The organism is Solibacillus silvestris (assembly GCF_051967575.1).
GTDB lineage: Bacteria > Bacillota > Bacilli > Bacillales_A > Planococcaceae > Solibacillus > Solibacillus silvestris_B.
Genome location: NZ_JBQCJW010000026.1, coordinates 34,405 through 49,654, shown reverse-complemented (window position 1 = coordinate 49,654; position 15,250 = coordinate 34,405). Strand labels below are relative to the sequence as shown.

Here is a 15,250-nt window from a genome sequence, read left to right as displayed (position 1 = left end):
AACGAGACTGGTAGTTGTACCCGTAAAAAACTGTTAATTGAAATGAAAGCCCAAAATTAAAAAGACAGATCTTCAGCGCTCGCTGCAAAAGTGGTGGAACGTTTACTTTTGCGTCGGATCCTCCAATGTCTGTCGGAGTTGAACGGGCGGTTTAGCGCTTTTGTTCTTTTGAAAGAAAATAATAATTTTGATTTTGTGGATAACTTTATAGCAACCTGTTGAAAAATCGTGACTAAATTGTGGGTAACTGGAGTGAAAGTGGATAACTTTGTGGATAAATAGTATATGTGGATAATATTTCTCGTTTTATTGACAAAAAAGCTAAGTTTTTGTATAGTACATTACAACACTGATGTACTGGATTGCTTAGAAAGGGGAATCTCTTTGAATTTTAATGCACAAAGCACGACGCCCATTTATATACAAATTGCAGAATGGCTTGAAAATGAAATATTGGCTGACCGGTTGCTGCCTGATGGGAAGGTATATTCACAATACCAGCTTGCTGAAATTTTTAATATTAACCCAGCAACAGCAGGGAAGGGTCTTGCGATTTTAGTGGAAAAAGAAATTTTATATAAAAAGAGGGGACTTGGCATGTTTGTCATAGCAGACGCAAAACAGCGGATTTTAACAACACGCCGTAGTGAAACATTAACGAAGATGGCGAATGAAATTGTGCAGGAAGCGAAGCGTTTAGGTGTTTTGGACGAAGATTTAATTGAACTGATAAAGCATATTCAAAAGGAGGGGTGAGCGAATGATTATGTGCGAAAATTTGGAGAAGCGGTATGGCAAGAAAACGGTTTTAACAAAAGTATCTTTTCAAATTGATGAGCCGAAAATTATCGGGCTTATCGGTCGAAATGGTGTCGGAAAGTCGACACTGCTGAAAATTTTAGCCGGTCATGTAAAAGTATCAAGCGGAAAGGCGGAAGTCGTCGGCAAAAAGCCATTCCAAAACTTAACCGTAGCCGCAAATGCAATTTTCATAGAAGATGCGATAACATTTCCGTCTGTTTTAACATTAAAGGAAATTCTTGAATCGGCGAAAAGCTTCTATGTGAACTTTGCGACAGAACTTGCGTTTGAATTATTGCGCTTCGCTGAAATTTCGGAGAGGAATTATCATTACCAGCTATCGAAAGGGCAAAAGGCGGTATTTAATCTCGTTTACGGTTTAGCAAGCCGCTGTGCAATTACACTGTTGGATGAGCCGATGAATGGGATGGATGAAACGATCCGTGATGATATGTACCGCGTTATTTTAAAAGATTACATCGCTTATCCGCGCGTTATGATTATTTCCAGCCATTATTTACATGAGATGGAGCACTTAGTCGAAGAGATTTTGCTGTTGCATAAAGGGACGGTTGAGCTGTTTGCACCAGTAGATGAGGTGCAGCAGCTCGCCGTAAAGCTTGTCGGGCAAAAAGTTCATATCGAGCCATATTTGGCAAATTACAATGTGCTGGCAAAGCGCGAAAATGGTCCGATTTATGAAGTCATCGTAGGCGCAAACGAGTTGCCGCTTCCTGACAATGTACGCATGCAGTCACTTTCGGCAAGCGATATGTGTAAAGTACTAACGGGCATAAAGGAGGGATCGATTGATGATATTTATCGTAAAAGTGAATCCGGCGCGCAATATTTATGAGCAAGTGAAGTGGAAGTGCAAAGCGTATAGCTCGATGTTTAGCACGGTGCTCATTGTGCATATGCTGCTTGCGCTGCTTTCCGGTGGACATACCGGTTCGATGGGAATGGGGCGAGGCTTTGTCAATTACCGCGAACAATATTATTCAATGGACCCCTTATTTATTTATAGTGTAATAATGATGCTGTTCATCGGATGGATGCTTGCTTCAAAGGTGCTGACCCGCGATAATTTTTCGATCGTTGCGACAAACCGCACAGAAATCATTTCCACATGGCTATTTCTTGTAGTGCACGCTGTATTTACATTATTTTCAGCGATTTGCACATTAAGCATTTCTGTTTTCATTGACATAGTAAGAACAGGAGATATATTAATGCTTCATAGTTCAGATGTCTCGATTATTTCACTTGCAGGTTTCGTCGTATGTATACTGCTTGCGGCATCTGTCGGTTATTTTTTGCATGTAGTATTCGATTTTTCCAAAGTGGTCTTTGTGCTGTTGGGCGCTGCAATTTTTTTGCTCATCCGTCAATATACAATTGATGTATGGGAAATGCTTTTTGGCAGTAGCTCGGTGCAGATTTTAGGGCGCAGCGTAATGTATATGGCAATATTATGGGGGCTTGTTCTTCTTATTCGCCAGCAAAGAGAGGTGATGCGATCATGATTGTCGGAGCACTCGCTTTTACAATTATATCGATTTTAGGCATTGTATTGACAAGTTTGGTCATTACGAGAATTCGCATCTGGAAGCCGAAGCGGACTTTTTGGTTTGCGGCTGTCTACTTTGCTTGCGGGATTGCAGCGTTTATGTATTTGCTGTTTGTATCTGGTAATGTAGAAAAGGTGGAGTCTCATAAAGTTTTACAGCAACAGCTTGAAGAAAATGAGCAGCTGATGGCAGATTTGAAAGTCCGGAAATTCGATAGCCTGAAAAAAGAGCACCTGAAGTTTACAGAAACATTTGAGGCAAAAGAAGAAACTGTCGAAATCGTCCGCAATGACAACAGCTATTATTTGCCTGTTGTCATCTCATGGAATGATTCACCGGATAATAAAATTGTTGCTTCATATTATGAAACGCCGCTTTATTTAAACCGAGTAAATATTGCTCCGTTTGTTGAGTCACCGAAGATTGAATTTAAGGAAAACAAACTTTACATTCTCGAATCCGAAACGGAAGTAACAGCTAAATCAATGTACCTTTCAATCGATTTATTAAATCCGGAAAGTTTCCCTCGCAGTGATGATCGACTCAACGATTTAATCGCTCGGCGGATTTTACACTTGAATGTTCCGAAGCACTTCAATATTATTGATAACGGTGGGTGGTATTGGTAACTGCCCAAAACTTTCAATGAATTGAGCGAATACGTTGAAAAAGATATTAAAATTGATCATTTTTGTAGCAGCTGTCTATGTATTTTTATATGTCAACAACAATTGGCTTGTGACGACGGAGCATATTCACGAATCAGAGAAAATCCCCGCAAATTTTGACGGCTACCGCATAACACAGGTGACCGATTTGCATGATGCGACATTTGGGGAAGACCAATCACGTTTAGTGGAAAAAGTACGGGCTACCAATCCAGATGCGATTTTCATTACAGGTGATTTAGTAGATAGTAGACGCTATGACTTGGAAAATAGCTTGCAGGCTGTTCGCCAGTTTGTCGATATTGCGGATGTTTATTACGTGCTCGGAAATCACGAGGTTGCGCTAAACTTAACAGAAGAGATTTATGCGGCGCTTACGGATTCAGGAGTGCACGTGTTGCCGAATGATGCAATAATTTTAGAGCGTGATGGGGAACGTATCGTTATTGCCGGTATCGAGGATCCGTTAATGGGGCAATCTGTAGAGCAGTCAATCGATCAAGCGATGGAAAATGTCAAAACCGATTTATTCACTATATTGTTATCGCATCGTCCTGAGCAGTTTGAGGCATATGTCGAGAAGCATATGGATTTAGTGCTGACTGGCCATGCGCATGGCGGCCAAATTCGTTTGCCATTTGTCGGAGGGCTTGTAGCACCGTCGCAAGGTTTTATGCCAAAATATTCAGCAGGCATATTTGAAGAACAGCAAACAAAAATGATTATAAGCAGAGGTTTAGGGAACAGCTTGTTTCCTTATCGAATTTTTAATTTACCGGAAATATATGTCGTGGAACTAAATAAAGTACAATAAAAAACGTCGCAAATGTGACGTTTTTTTGTTGAATTCAATCCTGTATTTACTTCCTACTATTATTTATATATGATGAAACGAGTATACAATTACTAGAAATTTTATAGACTAAAAATAACTGTTTACTAGAAATTTTGCGGGATTTTATATCTATCTCTGGAGGGGAAGAAATGAAAAACAAGGGGATTGGTGCGAAGTTAACTGTATCGATCATTGTATTATTAACGTTGACTTGTGCGGTGTTAGGTGTATCGAGTTACTACAATAGCTATAATTCGCTGGAAATCCAAATCCGCGATAACCTGCAATCAAAGGCAGAGGATGTATCACACTACATCGAGGAATTTTTTAAGCGGACAAATGCAGAAGTACAAGCAATCGCAGAACAGCCAGCTATTCAAAACATGGATTTTACAGAGCAAAAAGCCTATTTGAATAAACGTTTAGCGGAAAGTGAAGACTATTTAAGCTTTGGAATCGTTGATGCAAGCGGGGTTGCCCATTACTTAGATGATACAACTACCGATTTAGCGGATCGCGAATACATAAAAACGGCATTCGAAGGCAAGACGACAATGTCCGATACGATTATTAGTCGTGTAACGAATGAGCCCGTCATCATGATTGCCACACCGATTAATAATACAGCTACAGGCGAAAAGGTATTATTGCTGGCGCGCATGGACGGGTATTTCCTGTCATCAGTATTGGAGGATATTGTCGTTGGTGAAACGGGATATGCCTATTTGGTGAACGCAGATGGGACCATTCAAGCACATCCCAAAGAAACATATGTAAAAGACCAGATGAACTTTTTGACGCAGGCAAAGGAATCCGGCAAAATGACAGGTGAAGCGTCTGCGATAGAGGAAATTATTAAAAATGAGGAAGGCTTTTTTGAATTCAAGCATTCCGATGGCGATAACCGTTTTCTTGGCTATCATAAATTGAATAATGGATGGTCAATAGGGATTATGGCGAAAGAAAAAGAGATGTTCATCAGCTTAATGAAGATGCGTATCATTTTAACGATTTCCACATTCAGTGTGCTATTTATCGGACTAATCATCGCCTTCTTCTTATCAAATAGTATTAGCCGTCCGATTCGCGAAGTTGTAAAGGTAAGTGAATTTATCGGGCAAGGCGATTTCACGCATAAGCCAAATGAGCGTCATCAAAAACGTCAAGATGAATTGGGCATATTGTCGCGTTCTTTATCAAAAGTTGTAGATAATATGCGGATAATGATTACAAAAGTTCAAACAAACTCCATCAATGTAAGTGAAGCTTCCTGTGAATTGATGGGCGATGTGAACAAAGTGACGGAAAATGCCAAAATCATTTCGCAAGCGATTGGAGAAGTGGACCGCGGTTCTGATAGCCAAGCGCAAGTAGCTGAAGAAAGCGCAGAAACGATGGGGCAAATGGCTATGGGAATCCAGCAAGTGGCAGAAGTCGCAAGCACAGTTTCTCAGCATACGGATTTCATTGAAACAAAAGTTCGCGACGGCTATGAGGCAGTCCATCATTCAATCGCTAAAATGAATGCCATCCAATCGGGGACAGAAATGGAATTGGAAGTCATTCATAAGCTAAAGCAGGAGTCATTGGAAATCGGTCTTATTTCAAAGATGATTACCGATATATCAGATCAGACAAATTTACTGGCGTTGAATGCTTCAATCGAGGCTGCCCGTGCTGGGGAGGCAGGGCAAGGGTTTGCGGTCGTAGCCGGAGAAGTTCGTAAGCTTTCCGAGCAGACGGCAGACTCGGCGGCAAAAATCAATATGTTGATTCAGAAAGTCCAGCACTATACGGTGGAAGCGGTTCAAGCAGCGGAATCAGGCGAGGAAAATGTCGCACAAGGTTTACAATCGATCCAGCAACTAGAAGAGCGCTTCAGTGAAATTGTCGAAGCCGTTTCACGAATTGCAATTGAGATTGAAGGGTTAAGCGGCTCCGCACAAGAAATGAGCGCAAATACCGAGGAAGTATCGGCATCGATCGAAGAAATGTCAGCTTCGGTTACATCGGCGGCAGGCTATGTGAAAGATGTGGCACACTCCGCATCGGGCCAGCTGCAAACAGTGGACGAAATGGCACGCCAGGCGGAACTATTATCTGAAATGGCAAGTGAGCTGCAAATCGCGATTAAACAGTTCAAGCTATAAGTATGTGCAGTGGTGCAATCGGTCCTGATTGTGCCACTGCTTTTTAATGTATATGTTTTATAGTAAGTGATGGAGTTTTTCTAATATGTTCAAAAACAGGATCTACATGTTCCAAAAAAGGTTCAGCATTGTTAAATAAAGCCACCCATTGTTCAAAATAAACAGCAATATGCGTCCAATATATGCCTATTAAGCAAACAACGAAACGCGTTGCTCCATCTAGAAAAGCGCAAAATATTCGTCAGCTTCTTCAGAGTATCGTAAAATAAAGAAAACAGATTTTAGGAGTATGCAAAATGGAAGGGATTATTACACTTATTGCGATGCTGGGTATTATCGCAGTGGTTGTGCGCTTTATGCCGAAAAAAGGCGTGAACTATATTACGCCAAAAGAATTACAGCCACTTTTAGACGATGGCCAGTATGTATTTATAGATGTTCGCACACAAAAGGAATACAAAGAGGCACATATACCGCAATTTATAAACCGTCCGCTCGGAACATATTTAGGGGATTTGCCGAAAGACCAGTCCATTGTCGTCATTTGCCAAAGTGGCGTACGGAGCAATAAGGCATGCAAGGAACTCGTAAAGCTCGGCTATTCAAATGTAACAAATGTCCGCCGCGGGATGAATGGACTGCGCGCTGCATAGCGAAACAAAGAGAAGATAGGAAAGGGCAGCCTCTCCAGTCTTCTCTTTATTTTTAGTCAACCGCTTTTTTCATCGCTTCCAGCAGTGCTTCAGCTGCAATGATTTTTTCTCCGCCACCTTGCACGAGCGCCTCGCTTCCGCCGCCTTTTCCGTTCAGTAGCGGTAAAGCAACAGCGGCAACATCTTTCATCGATTTCTTTTGCGCACTGCCCCTTGCTGCTACAAACTGTAGCTTATCTTCATTGTTTGCAACGAGAAGGGCAATTGCTCCATCATTTTGCTGTGCAATAAACCGCCCCAGCTTTTGTAAACTTTGAATAGACCGGTTTTCGAAAGTTGCTGCTGCAATCGTTTCTTTCGCCAATTCTTTTGCCTCAAATTCCAGTAGTGCATCTTGTGCCTCGGTCAAGTTCTTCTCGGTTTGTTTTGCTGCTTTCGCGAATTTGCGCAATGCGCCAGCTGCCTCTTCCTCTGGTGCGCTCAATTGACGGGCAACATCACTTAATACATTTTTGCGCATCGCCAGCTGCTGTAATACACGATTGCCACAGACAAAATGCACACGGATTTGCTGTTTCATTTTTTCTGTAGCTAAAATTTTAATTAGCCCGACTTGACCAGTAGAGGTCGGATGCGTGCCACCACATCCGTTGTAGTCATAGTCTGGAATAATGACTAAACGAATATCCTCATCCACTGTTACATCTTTCCGTAAATGATAATGCGCTAATTCATCTTTTGTAACCCATTTCGTTTCGATAGGGCGATTTTCTAAAATAATTTCATTTGCGCGTTTTTCAGCGGCGATCAATTGTTCTTCCGATACTTCGCCAATATTTAAATCAATCGTTACAAGCTCTGTACCTAAATGGAAGCTTATGGTCGGAATATTAAAGAGCTCCACAAAAGCAGCAGTCAATATATGCTGTCCGGCATGTTGCTGCATATGGTCGAAACGGCGCGTCCAATCGAGCTTACCGACAATTTCCCCGGAAATATTCGACACGTCGTCTAACGTATAATGGCGAATTTCGTCGCCAACTTTCTCGACATCGATAATTTTGAGATCATGAATCCATCCAGTGTCATGAGGTTGTCCACCACCTGTTGGATAAAATGCCGTATTGTTTAACACGATGAAATTGCGTGTTTCCTCTATGCCTGTTTTCACTGCTTGTGCTTTGAATTCTTTCATCATCGCATCTTCATAATAAAACAAATTTTTCAAAGTCCATCACTCCTTAAATCTAGTTTGTCATATGGAAACGTTGCTGTCACGGTAAAAAATCAATTAAGCCTCGGCTAGCCAGAGACCAAATCTTTTAGAGATTAGGCCGATAGGATGTGGGTCAGTCAGTTGCTGCCACAAAATATGATGTTTTTAAGCTTGTTTCTTCTCATTCAGCGAGCATGCGGGAAAACCGCTGAATGAACATAAATAACTGTTATTTGACGAGCCGGAATTTTCGTTTATGATGAAATAGAAGGATTTCCCGGAAGGAGTACGAATATGAATATTACACAGTTTTCAATTGAGGAAATTTTAGACCCGACAAATATTATTGAAGGTAAGCGATTCGAGTTTTTGTTAGATGTGGAAGTAGATGAGGATGATGAGCTGTATTCTGCAGCAGGCTTGGAAATCCGTGTAATCGTTGGTGTGATCGAAAAAGACGTGCGCATTGTAAATTACTTCATTATTGATAAATCAAATAATGAATTTTTGGATTTCGCGCTGGAAGAAGATGAGGAAGCGATGGTTTTAGCATTTTGCAAAGAGGAATTATTCGCAGATTCCAACGAAACAGAAATACAATAAGTTTTAGGGAGTATAAGTTTAGACCCGATTTAATTTAGTGTGCGTGCCACCAACATAGTAAGTAAGGTAATGCATCCCAAAAGTTAGAGCAAAAATCTGGCTTTTGAGATGCTTTTTATATAATGATACTATTTACATTATTTGTAAAGTAGTGATATAATTATACTTGTTAGTAATAAAGTTTTAGATAAAAGATTGTTCGTAAAAGATCATTTTGGAAGGAGGGGCAACAGATAAATAGACTAGAATCCGCTCTATTCAATTCATTGAATCAAGAGCATTATTCAATGCTTGAACGAGAAAAGCTAAAGTTCGGTATTCAAATCATTTTATCTGAGTTTTACAAGCTGCTGCTCATCTATTTATTGGCGTTTTTGCTAGATTGCATTTTTCCGACTTTCATTATACATCTTACCTTCTTTCTTTTACGGCAAGTGTGTTTAGGCTACCACTTCAGCAATTTATATATATGCCTTGTTTGGAGTGCGATTGCATTTCCCGTAGCCGCCGATTATTTAGCTGATTTGACTATAGTTTTACCAGTTATCTATTTATATATAGGTACTAGTATTCTATTGCTGCTAGTTTATACACTTGCGCCGAAAGGAACGGGAAACCAGCCGGTCATTAATCAAACACACCGAAGTCATTTGCGAAAGAAAATGAACATCCGGTTATTATTGATTATTGGAGCATTTTGCCTTAGTCCACTAAAAATAAAAGCTTTCATTGCTTATGGGATTTTATTAGAAACAGTTATGTTGATTGTACAAACATTAAAAGGAGAGGGTCACAAATGAATAAGGAGAAGAAATCGTTTAACATTAAGTTTTTCGCATCAAAACTAGCGGCAATTGTAGTAGCGGTGGGTGGTACGGCAACCGTTACAGGATGCACGACAATATTCCATGAGAAGAAGGTTCCAACCCAGCTGTTAGAAAATCACCCATTCGCTTCAAAAGAATAATTTAATATGGAGTAGAGCAATGAAGCTTTTATTTTTAATTATAGAGTTTATTTTAATATTTTGGGCCGTGACCTATATTGCGCAAATAAAAATTAATAGTAAGCATATTTTAGTTTATGTTTTAATGATTATTTGTCCGACTTCCCTTATTTATCTTTTAGTTGGTCAGTGGCAGGGGATTATTTTCATTATTACCAGCGTTTTCATTTACTTTTACTGGGTATCTAAGAGATTCATTACCCTTATATATATATGTTTTGTCGTGATTATTGGTATTTTGACAGATAATATTACACAATATGCGATGGAAATCATACCATTTCATTTTCTGCCGAATATGGTGGAGCAATATTGCATTTTTATTGTGTTATTTATAACGGCTGTCATCATTTATCAATTTGCGACAAAAAAGATTTTTGAATGGTTTAGCCAAATGAAGGGCGCCTATATATTGATCCTCTTTATAGCGTTTGTAACGATGAGCACCTTCTATATCAATATTTACTTGACCGAATATTTTTCACAAGATAATCTGCTGAAATTTAATATTATTTCGCAGATTATCTATTTCGCGATCATGCTTTTTGTTGTTTACTTGACAAGCAAAAACATAAAAAAGGAAAACGGCATCCAAAAAATCAAGTTTGAAACCGAGCAGTTCACGGACTATATGCATTCACTGGAACTAATCAATAATGATATGCAGAAGTTTCGCCATGATCATGTGAACATCCTATTCACGATGCAGGGCTATATAGAGATGGATGATTTTGAAGGGCTGAAGAACTATTTCAAAAAGCATATTTTCACAGCCGAAGAAGATACATTAAAAAGAAATGAGCAGCTATCGAATTTATCAAAGCTGCACATTACCGGAATTAAAGGGCTGATATTAGCGAAGACGCTGCAAGCTGAAAAAGAGGGAGTGGCAGTCGATCTTGAAATAGCTGACGAAATCGATGAAATCAATATGAATGTAATTGATATCGCCAGAATTTTGGGGATTCTTTTAGATAATGCGATTGAAGCGAATAATCAGCTGGATTCGCAAAAAGAAGTTGCAATCGCTTTTTATAAGAGCGATTCGGATTCCTTAATGATTATTGTCGAGAATACTATGGCCGACGAGTCGGTGGATTTAGAGCAGATTTTTGCAGAAGGCTATTCAACAAAGGGGGAAAACCGCGGTAAAGGATTAAACAACGTTAAAACCATTCTGAATAGTTATCCGAATGTAACATTAAATACAAATGTGACAGACAGATTGTTTACCCAAATTCTCGTAATCGAATAGGTGAATCATGAAGTTTATCATTTTGGGGATAAATCAAAAGAACATATCATTTATATACGATTGTGTAAAAGCGAAAAGCCATATCCATTCCTGAATAATTGATTGTGCAGCTAAATACGAGGCGGGATATTCTGTTAAATTTGAGGATTGAATTTTGCCGATTGACGATTATAATGCTGAAATTGAGGATTAAAAGTGCGATTGAGGATTATACCATACCAAGTGAGGATTAAGTGAACCATAGTGAAGATTATTTTGTACATAGCGGGGATTATCTTTCTTATATTGAGGATTAAATTTCCCCAGGCCAGCCGACTAAGCATAGCGTAAATAGTATTTAGAGGATTTTTACGCAAAAGTTGGTTCACCACCAAAAGTTGGGGATGACAAAACTTCATGTCAAGGCGAGTTGATTGGAATGGAGGGGAGGCGACTCCAGCGGGAACAGCACGAGGGAGAGACTACAGGCTCGAGCCGTGCCCGCGGAAAGCGTCCGACCCGCAATGGAAATCAACCCATGTTATGGTGATGAACCCAAAATTTTCCACTCGATCTCATTTTATACGAGATTAAGGGACTATGGCTTGATTAATTAACGCAACAGCAATTCATTGACTTCTTGCTTTTTTGGGACAGTTGGGGGAGGCAGTAAAATCCCTTTTGCGGGATTCGCATATAGTGCAGCGTCTGGTTTTGCCGCCAGGCGCTTTTATTTTTCCTAGGTTTATGCCCCTCGTGCACACTATAAAAAAAGGCAGTACAAAACTTGGTTGAAGTTTGTACTGCCAATGTTGAATTTATTAAAGGATGGAGGCTTAAATACTCATACCCAGCCGCTACTTGTTCCAAAACAGAGCTGCTGAATTCCTTGCGATCTTGGAATTCAAGCTTATCCGATCCTTTGTAGCGTGCACATTTCACCGTATGTTCGATTGGATGTTTCTGTTAAAAAGATGAACCGGTTAACTTATTGGAATTTTAAAGAGTGCTTCAATAAGCGTTGTTTGCTTCAAATAATCGCTCAAGTGTTACTTCCTGAAGTTTGCCTCTAAAATCATGTGAATAACAGCCAATAGAAGTTTTGCCATCAGGTAAGACGATTTTGCATGGATAATACTTTACATAGTCTTTTTCTTGTAATGTAGAATGAGCCAGTACAAGAGAAGCTAGGACCTCAGCAAGTCCCTCGTAACCACGTGTATTTTGTTTCACCCATTTATCACCGACACGCCATTTCGATTGATCATCTCTACTAGACGTACTAATAATTCGCATAGCATCGGCAGGGATATGAATGATTTCCATATTTCTCACGTCCATTTATTTTGAGTTTCCTTTATTATATAGGTAGTTAATACTCTTTTCATCAGAAAGCTGCCGAGACGAGCCGAATGAGAAAATATCCATCGAATTTTCATTTCGCAAAGCCTTAGAGCGCTTTAATTGATATAAATATGAAATGCTTTATATGAGTTTCTTCTATTTATATTTCCTCATTAGTAGTTTAATAGTTTCATTTCAAAACATTCTACCAAGCTGCGATTGCGCCATCTGTACGTGGCTCTGTCCCGCCGTACAAAACGCCTGTCTTCTGGTCGCGCCAAATAATTTGTCCGCGTCCGAAAATCCTGCCGTCAACCGCAACATGCATGTCATGCCCCTTTCGCTGTAATTCCTGAACTAAATAGCTCGGGAAATGCGGCTCGACCTCGATTCGCTTTTCGCCCATCCATTGCCATCTCGGCATATCGAGCGCTGCTTGCGGATTGAGCGCGAAATCGATTGTATGTGTCACAACCTGGAAATGTCCTTGAGGCTGCATATAGCCGCCCATTACACCAAATGGACCGACTGCTTTGTTATCCTTCGTTAAAAAACCAGGGATAATTGTGTGAGAAACACGTTTTCCAGGCTTTAAACAGTTCGGATGATCATCATCAAAAGAGAAATCGCAGCCGCGGTTCTGAAGCGAGATGCCTGTTTCGGGAATAACGATACCTGAGCCGAAGCCCATATAATTGCTTTGGATAAAAGATACCATATTGCCGTCTGCATCGGCTGTTGCTAAGTACACAGTGCCGCCTTTTGGAATTTCAAATGGTTTCGGATCAAGCGCGGTATCGGTAATTTCCGCAAAGCGTGATTCCCCATATTCTTTTGATAATAGTGTATCGACCCCTACCGGCATTTCGAGATGTTCTGTGATAAATGCTTTGCCGTCCGTGTATGCCAGTTTCATCGCTTCGATTTGGTTATGTAATGTATCTGCATCCTGCCATTTCGCCTCTGCATGCTGAAAAATGTTAAGTGCCATTTGCGCTACAATGCCTTGCCCGTGCGGCGGAATTTCCCAAACATCATAGCCTTTATAGTGAATTTTAATTGGGTTTACCCATTCCGGCTCATAATCTGCTAAATCTTCTTTTGTAATGAAGCCGTCATGTTTTTTCATAAAGGCATCGATTTTCTCCGCGATTTCGCCTTTATAAAATGCTTCGCCATTCGTTTTTGCGATTTTTCGCAATGTATCAGCGTGGGCTGGGGAGCTCCAGATTTCCCCGATTTCCGGCATGCGTCCATCAACTGAAAATGTATCAAACCAGTGGTGAAATTCCTCTGTTGTAAGTGTTTCCCTGTATTTTTTATATGCTGTTTGCCAGCTTTGCCCGAGAGTTGGAGAAATCGGGTAGCCTTCTTCCGCATAGGAAATGGCAGGTGCCAGTACATCGGTTAACGGCAGCTTTCCGAAGCGCTTCGATAACGCTGCCCATGCTGCCGGAACACCGGGCACTGTGACAGGAATGACCCCATGCATCGGTATTTTATCAATTCCGCGCTTAGTTAATAAATCCCTGGAAATCGACTTTGCGGAACGTCCGGATGCATTTAGTCCGTGCAGCTTATCCTTCATCCATACGAGCGCAAATGCGTCACCGCCAATGCCATTCGATGTTGGTTCAACGACAGTGAGTGCCGCTGCGGTTGCGATAGCAGCATCAACCGCATTGCCGCCCTTTTTCAAAATATCAAGTCCTGCTTGTGCTGCAAGTGGCTGAGATGTTGCGACCATTCCACGATTGGCGATGACAGTGTTACGCTTACTCGGAAATGGATAATGTAAAAAGTCCATAAAAATTCCCCTTTTAATAAAAGTTATGAATATTACGATTATTTTAGTATAGAAGGGGATTTTATACAATTCAAATATTTCAAAAACCGAAATAAAATGCACCTTACTGAAAATGGCCACAGCATTATGTAGCGAGTTCGTACTTCGAAAACAGAAAAAGCTATCTAGAAATTTCTTTATTTCTAGACAGCCGTTTTATTCCGCTAATGTGCGGGCGAATATTACTTTAACAATTCATCGACCCAGCGCTGAACTTTTAAGCCTTCCTCAAATGGCACGATGAATGCTTTTTCACCTAAAAGAACTTTACGGCATGCTTCAAGCATGGAGTCAGGTGCTTCGGTTTGTGCGATTTCCCTTTCCGCCTCATATGCTTTACTCGTGTAAACTTGCGACCAGTTGCGCAATGTCACGGTTTTTTCTGTACCGAAAATTTTAAAGTCGATGCGCTCTTCTTGGCCGATACCCGCAAGTCCGTTAATTACGATTGGAATGCCGCTCGCTGTTTTTGCTAACGCTGATACACCGGTTTCACATAAAGCCGGGTTCGTTGGGTATGTCGTTTCATGTGCCAAAATATTGATATCTCCAAATAAATGATATGTCAGCTGCAAGTAATGCGGGAAAATTTCACGAATGAAGCCACCTTGCTCGCGTGAAGCAATCCATGGGTTTTGCTGCCATTTGCGCGGCCATTCCGGAAAATGGGTATGTAGCTCAATACGCTTAATATCTCCCATATCGCTCGCCAACTCCTGCTTTAACTGATGCACAGCCGTCCCGTACATTAACGGGAAATGCATCGCTGTTTTGACATTCGCAACGTTTGCCACACGTACCATCGTTTCTCCATCCGCTGCATCGTGGGCAAGTGGCTTTTCGGATAATATATGCAATCCGTGTTTTGCGATTTCCTCTGCAAGTGACGCATGGCTGACTGGCGGAGTGCCAATGTATACCCAGTCTGGCTTTAAATTTAGCAAAGCTTGCAAATCATTTGTAGTCGTTACATCGTATTTCTCTCCCAATTGCGCTGTACGCTCTTCATTCGTATCGAAAATCGCGGCAATTTCATAGTGCCCGTTTTGCAATGCTTGATTAATAATGCGCTCGCCGACTACGCCTGTGCCGATAATGCCAATAGTTGTTTTTGTCATCATAATCGTGCTCCTTAATATATCAATTATGCGTTGGGGTAATTGTGCCCTGATTCGGCTTTGCGATGCGAGGGCGCAAAAATCCCAATGCCGAATCCATAATATCCGCCACTGTTTTAATTTCTTTCAGGGGGAGTGTGAATACTCGCCTCTAAAATTAAGAGTTTTCTGATATTTAGTGTAGCATATTTTTCGGTTTTCGGAA

The 15,250-nt window shown here is 40.7% G+C and carries 15 protein-coding genes; 11 read left to right on the top strand and 4 right to left on the bottom strand.

The features are described 5' to 3' along the window. Positions 1 to 384 precede the first annotated feature (384 nt). From ACTHOQ_RS14465 to ACTHOQ_RS14435, 7 genes are all read left to right on the top strand, one after another. On the top strand, positions 385 to 756 hold the full coding sequence (locus ACTHOQ_RS14465; RefSeq protein WP_440496855.1) for a GntR family transcriptional regulator: 372 nt from the start codon (positions 385 to 387) through the stop codon (positions 754 to 756). A 4-nt stretch (positions 757 to 760) separates the two neighbouring features. Further along, on the top strand, positions 761 to 1,657 hold the full coding sequence (locus tag ACTHOQ_RS14460) for an ATP-binding cassette domain-containing protein (protein ID WP_440496854.1): 897 nt from the start codon (positions 761 to 763) through the stop codon (positions 1,655 to 1,657). Continuing rightward, positions 1,614 to 2,327 (top strand): silver transporter, encoded by a 714-nt coding sequence (locus ACTHOQ_RS14455; RefSeq protein ID WP_440496853.1) that lies wholly within the window; start codon positions 1,614 to 1,616, stop codon positions 2,325 to 2,327. Before ACTHOQ_RS14460 ends, ACTHOQ_RS14455 begins: the two co-directional genes overlap by 44 nt. After that, the gene (locus tag ACTHOQ_RS14450; protein WP_440496852.1) at positions 2,324 to 3,001 is read left to right on the top strand and encodes a glucose-6-phosphate isomerase; all 678 of its coding nucleotides are present in this window, start codon (positions 2,324 to 2,326) and stop codon (positions 2,999 to 3,001) included. Before ACTHOQ_RS14455 ends, ACTHOQ_RS14450 begins: the two co-directional genes overlap by 4 nt. 34 nt (positions 3,002 to 3,035) lie before the next feature. Beyond that, positions 3,036 to 3,854, top strand: coding sequence for a metallophosphoesterase (locus tag ACTHOQ_RS14445; RefSeq protein WP_440496851.1), 819 nt, complete (start codon positions 3,036 to 3,038; stop codon positions 3,852 to 3,854). 170 nt (positions 3,855 to 4,024) lie between these two features. Next, positions 4,025 to 6,025 (top strand): methyl-accepting chemotaxis protein, encoded by a 2,001-nt coding sequence (locus ACTHOQ_RS14440; RefSeq protein ID WP_440496850.1) that lies wholly within the window; start codon positions 4,025 to 4,027, stop codon positions 6,023 to 6,025. Positions 6,026 to 6,321: 296 nt separating this feature from the next. Then, on the top strand, positions 6,322 to 6,678 hold the full coding sequence (locus ACTHOQ_RS14435) for a rhodanese-like domain-containing protein (protein ID WP_440496849.1): 357 nt from the start codon (positions 6,322 to 6,324) through the stop codon (positions 6,676 to 6,678). 52 nt (positions 6,679 to 6,730) lie between these two features. On the opposite strand, the gene ACTHOQ_RS14430 is transcribed toward ACTHOQ_RS14435, so the two are convergent. Then, positions 6,731 to 7,906, bottom strand: coding sequence for an alanyl-tRNA editing protein (locus ACTHOQ_RS14430; RefSeq protein ID WP_440496848.1), 1,176 nt, complete (start codon positions 7,904 to 7,906; stop codon positions 6,731 to 6,733). Between the two features lie 282 nt (positions 7,907 to 8,188). On the opposite strand from ACTHOQ_RS14430, the gene ACTHOQ_RS14425 reads away from it, so the two are divergent. From ACTHOQ_RS14425 to ACTHOQ_RS14410, 4 genes are all read left to right on the top strand, one after another. After that, positions 8,189 to 8,497: a DUF6509 family protein gene (locus tag ACTHOQ_RS14425; RefSeq protein ID WP_440496847.1), complete on the top strand. Its 309-nt coding sequence runs from the start codon at positions 8,189 to 8,191 to the stop codon at positions 8,495 to 8,497. Positions 8,498 to 8,763: 266 nt separating this feature from the next. Next, positions 8,764 to 9,297, top strand: coding sequence for an accessory gene regulator ArgB-like protein (locus ACTHOQ_RS14420; protein ID WP_440496846.1), 534 nt, complete (start codon positions 8,764 to 8,766; stop codon positions 9,295 to 9,297). Next, complete coding sequence (locus tag ACTHOQ_RS14415; RefSeq protein WP_440496845.1) at positions 9,294 to 9,464, top strand: hypothetical protein; 171 nt, start codon at positions 9,294 to 9,296, stop codon at positions 9,462 to 9,464. The genes ACTHOQ_RS14420 and ACTHOQ_RS14415 overlap by 4 nt, the downstream gene beginning before the upstream one ends. Positions 9,465 to 9,483: 19 nt before the next feature. Further along, the gene (locus ACTHOQ_RS14410; RefSeq protein ID WP_440496844.1) at positions 9,484 to 10,758 is read left to right on the top strand and encodes a sensor histidine kinase; all 1,275 of its coding nucleotides are present in this window, start codon (positions 9,484 to 9,486) and stop codon (positions 10,756 to 10,758) included. Between the two features lie 990 nt (positions 10,759 to 11,748). Here ACTHOQ_RS14410 and ACTHOQ_RS14405 read toward each other — a convergent pair. From ACTHOQ_RS14405 to ACTHOQ_RS14395, 3 genes are all read right to left on the bottom strand, one after another. Continuing rightward, positions 11,749 to 12,063, bottom strand: a complete 315-nt coding sequence (locus ACTHOQ_RS14405) for a hypothetical protein (RefSeq protein WP_440496843.1) — start codon at positions 12,061 to 12,063, stop codon at positions 11,749 to 11,751. Positions 12,064 to 12,286: 223 nt separating this feature from the next. Next, a complete protein-coding gene (locus tag ACTHOQ_RS14400; protein WP_440496842.1) occupies positions 12,287 to 13,888 on the bottom strand; it encodes a gamma-glutamyltransferase family protein in 1,602 nt (533 codons plus the stop codon). A gap of 221 nt (positions 13,889 to 14,109) precedes the next feature. Beyond that, positions 14,110 to 15,045 carry a Gfo/Idh/MocA family protein gene (locus tag ACTHOQ_RS14395; RefSeq protein WP_440496841.1) on the bottom strand — a complete coding sequence of 312 codons (936 nt, stop codon included), beginning with the start codon at positions 15,043 to 15,045 and terminating at the stop codon, positions 14,110 to 14,112. Positions 15,046 to 15,250: the final 205 nt, after the last annotated feature.